The organism is Citrobacter sp. wls757, from assembly GCF_005280935.1.
In the GTDB taxonomy this organism is placed as follows: Bacteria; Pseudomonadota; Gammaproteobacteria; order Enterobacterales; family Enterobacteriaceae; genus Citrobacter; species Citrobacter portucalensis.
The window spans coordinates 94,644-98,537 of record NZ_SZWU01000080.1 but is presented as its reverse complement, the minus strand read 5'-3'; the positions used below and the strand labels follow the sequence as shown (position 1 = coordinate 98,537).

The 3,894-nt window shown below is 52.7% G+C and carries 3 protein-coding genes; 1 reads left to right on the top strand and 2 read right to left on the bottom strand.

The genetic code is table 11. From position 1 onward, the window contains the following. Positions 1–215: 215 nt before the first annotated feature. Positions 216–1,415 (bottom strand): NAD(P)/FAD-dependent oxidoreductase, encoded by a 1,200-nt coding sequence (locus FDW94_RS22515; RefSeq protein WP_137378287.1) that lies wholly within the window; start codon positions 1,413–1,415, stop codon positions 216–218. A 232-nt stretch (positions 1,416–1,647) separates the two neighbouring features. Here FDW94_RS22515 and FDW94_RS22510 point away from each other — a divergent pair, with 232 nt between their 5' ends. Then, positions 1,648–2,151: an Rrf2 family transcriptional regulator gene (locus FDW94_RS22510; protein WP_003023361.1), complete on the top strand. Its 504-nt coding sequence runs from the start codon at positions 1,648–1,650 to the stop codon at positions 2,149–2,151. An 87-nt stretch (positions 2,152–2,238) separates the two neighbouring features. Here the strand turns inward: FDW94_RS22510 and dtpB are convergent, their stop codons facing one another. Continuing rightward, positions 2,239–3,711, bottom strand: a complete 1,473-nt coding sequence (gene dtpB, locus FDW94_RS22505; RefSeq protein ID WP_003827469.1) for a dipeptide/tripeptide permease DtpB — start codon at positions 3,709–3,711, stop codon at positions 2,239–2,241. Positions 3,712–3,894 lie beyond the last annotated feature (183 nt).

Genomic DNA, 3,894 nt, shown 5'->3' with positions numbered 1-3,894 from the left:
GGATAAGGCGTTAGCCGCATCCGGCATGGTGCGCTGAATTGCCTGATGCGCTGCGCTTATCAGGCCTACGGCAGCGTGTGGTTTGTAGGCCGGATAAGGCGTTAGCCACATCCCGGCTTGGTGCGCTGAATTGCCTGATGTGCTGCGCTTATCAAGCCTACGACAGCGTGTCTTTGTAGGCCGGATAAGGCGTTAGCCGCATCCGGCATAACCTATTAAACAAACGGTGCCAGCGGGTCGGCAATCTCAAATGCTACTGCTCGGTCTGCTTTCGGTGGGTAAATCAGCTCGCTGACAATCGACACCTTCAGCTTCTTCGCTTCTGCGCGCGTCAGTTTCACCTGTTGATCCCATCCTTCGCTATACACCGCACCCCAGGCACCAAGATCCAGGCAGGTGACGTAGTTTTCCTGACGATATGGCAATGGCGTTACGTCCAACAGGTCCGCCGCGGCGTTATTACCGGCAAATTTACCCAACAAAATCGCGTGCTGACAGGTCATTAACGCATGGTTGCCTTTGTCGTCGGTGGCGGCATAGGCCACATCGCCAGTGGCGTAGATATCATCGTGACCCACAACCTGCAGATTGGCATTCACATGCAGACGGCCCTGCCGATCGCGCGGGGCGTTAATCTGTGCTGCCAGGCTATTAGCCTGCACGCCGACGGTCCAGATAACCGTCTGAGAGGCAATCACCTGCCCATCTTTCAGCGTGACGCCGGAGGCATCTACGCACTCTACTTCCGCATTGACCAGCCACTCGACGCCCAGTTCAGCAGAGGCTTCGATAATCACGTCACGTAATTCCTGGCTCCAGCGTCCGCCTGGCTGAGCACCGCGTTCAACTACGACAACTCTGGTCTTAGCATCAGCGCCCAATATTTCGCGCAAACGACCCGGTAATTCCAGCGCCATCTCTATCCCGGTGAAACCACCACCACAGACCACCACAGTATTACGAGCCTCACTTTCCGGTTGTAATGCCAGATTGTTAATGTGCTGCTCCAGTACGGCGGCGCTCTCGAGTTGGTCGAGGTCAAACGCGTGCTCGGCGGCACCGGCGACGGTATCGCGGTTTACGTGACTTCCGCTGGCGAGCACCAGGCGGTCATAGCGATGCAGATGAGTGTCACCGTTGGCATCTTTCCAGCTCACCTCTTTAGAGTCCGGGAGGATTTGCTCGACGTGACCTTGCAGGAAGTTGACGCCGGTAACGTCAAACAACGGTTGCAGTGGTGCGACCAGCGTATGAACGGCACTTTCATAAAAGCGTGGGCGGACACGCAGCTCCGGTTGTGGCGCAATTACTGTAATATCAATGGTCTGCTGATGTTTATCCGCCAGTCGTGCGGCGCTTAATGCTGCCCACATACCGGCAAAGCCGGCGCCCACGATCAGAATTTGTTTACGCATTGGGGTTTTCTCACTGGTGACTACGATTTATTTACTCGGATTTTATTTGTCGTAGTTAGGAATTGCAATGCGATCGAGATTCTTTTTGCCTCAAAGGGTGGTGTTTTTTGATTATCTGTTTGATAAATATGCATTTAAAGTTCTGTTGTGAAAAGGGGTTACTTTGCTGTCTGGTATGAATGAGATGAAAAAGCTACAATAAACTCAGATTCATTTTGGCTGAGATAAGAGAATGGCATTCTACAGTTCGGGAGTTGAGTACGGCATTCATAGCCTGATGTGTATGGTCGACAGTAAGGGCGACGCGCGGGATATGAGCGTGCGGGAAATAGCCGAACTGCAAAGCGTACCGTATGACTATCTGGCAAAAATTTTCACCCGTCTGTCCAAAGCGGGTCTGGTGCGCAGCATTGAAGGCAAAGGTGGCGGTTTCCAGTTAGCTAAACCCGCTGAACACATCACGGTGCTGGATGTGGTGAATGCTATTGATGGCGATAAGCGCATCTTTGAATGTCGTGAAATTCGCCAGCGGCTGGCGGTATTTGAGGAGCATCCACCCGAGTGGGCCTGTGAAGGCATTTGTGGTGTGCGTTCGGTAATGGACATGGCTCAGCAGCGAATGGAAGAAGCGCTCGGCCAGCATACGATTCTGGACTTGGCGCGCAAAATGTACCGTAAAGCACCGGATACCTTTGTGGTGGAAGTGCAGGAGTGGATAGACGCGCGTAAAGGGTAGTGAGTGAAAATGCCCGATAGCGCAAGGCGACCGGGCATGTTGAATGTAGACCGGATAGGGGCAATAGCCGCCATCCGGCACTGAAGGTTATTGCTCGGTGCTCGGCGTATTAATCATGCGGTTCAGCCATGGCACCATAATCGCCATAACAACCGTTACGGCCAGGGTGACAAGGCCAATCTTACTGAAGACGTTGGTATAGATAGGCAGCGTTTGCAGTGGGTCGGTGATGTTCTCTGGTACGGCGGTGAACGTAGCGACATAACCCCCCATCAGGAAGGCTGCGGCTTGTGTCAGGAACCACATCCCAAGAATGAAGCCCATCAGGTGTTGTGGCACGAGAGCGGCGACCATAGCCAGTCCCAGGGCGCTAATCAGCAGTTCACCCAGGCTCTGGAACAGATACACCAGCACGATAAACCACGGCGATGTCAGCCCTTGTGCATCGGCAAACCACATCCCGGCAGCGGCGGCCGTCAGGAAGCCCAATGAGCACAGGAACATACCGAGCGTAAATTTCATCGGCATGGTCAGGTCTTTGCCTTTGTTGCCCAGACGGGTATAGATTGCGGCCAGTACCGGACTCGCCAGTACCACCCAGAACGGGTTCAGCGCCTGGAAGCTCACCGGGTTGATGGCGAAACCAAGAATTTCATGGTGTACGTTATTGATCGCAAAGAAGTTCAGCGATGTCGGCATCTGCGCGTACAGCACGTAGAACACCACCGCTTCCAGCATCAGGATAAAGGCCACGAACATCTTGTTGCGCCCGGTTTTATCCAGTTTGAATGCCTGACGGAAGAAGATGATGGTCACGACAATCGACAGGACGATCAGCACCAGGTTGGCAATCTGCACGTTGTGCATCAGCCAGGCGCAGATAAATACCATCACTACCGTACCGGCCAGCACGTACAGCAGGTTACGGAAATTCAGTGGTTTATGGTCTGGCTCAGAGCCGATATTTTTCACCATTCCGCGGCAGGCAAAGTAGACCAGCAGCGCGACGATTAGTCCGGCTCCGCACAGGTTGTAAGTCACAGCATAGCCAAACTTATCGGCAATCACCGGCGCCAGCGACAGTGACAGCAGCGAACCGATGTTAATCGACATATAAAACAGGGTGAAAGCACCGTCCAGACGGGCGTCTTTCGGGGGATAGCATTTTGACAGCAGGCTTGCCGGGTTGGCTTTAAATAGCCCGTTACCAACGGCAATGGTACCCAAAGCAATAAAGATCAGATCCGGCTTAAGCAGCGACATCCCGGTCATGAAGTAGCCGATTGCCAGCACAATGGCACCGAGTACCAGCGTGCGCTTGGTGCCTAACAGGTGGTCGCCGACGTAGCCGCCGATCGAGATCAGGCCGTAAACCAGTGCGGCAAAGGCACCAAAGGTTACAAATGCCTGTTCTTGTGAAAATCCGAGCTGCTTAACAAAAAATACCGCCAGGATGCCCTGTACGCCGTAATAGCCAAATCGTTCCCATAATTCCACAAAGAAGATCATGAAGAACGGACGAGGTTGCTGCAGCAAGCCCGTAGGTGCAGTTTTATTCATATTCCATCGCCTTTCAAAGCCATCCCGAAAAGTATGAACGCGTATGCTTAAACGCGCCGAAAAAGTCTTATTTTGTTATAGACTGCGGTTATTGGCCGCAAGGGTAGAGTATTATAGAGATAGTTTTCGATCCAATTAGTTGATCACACTAATTATGATTTGTTTGTTGGATTGATGTACTAA

Bases quoted from the DNA above. Each gene is read 5' to 3' on its own strand.
- FDW94_RS22515 (WP_137378287.1), bottom strand. From the start codon at position 1,415: ATGCGTAAACAAATTCTGATCGTGGGCGCCGGCTTTGCCGGTATGTGG.
- FDW94_RS22510 (WP_003023361.1), top strand. From the start codon at position 1,648: ATGGCATTCTACAGTTCGGGAGTTGAGTACGGCATTCATAGCCTGATG.
- dtpB (WP_003827469.1), bottom strand. From the start codon at position 3,711: ATGAATAAAACTGCACCTACGGGCTTGCTGCAGCAACCTCGTCCGTTC.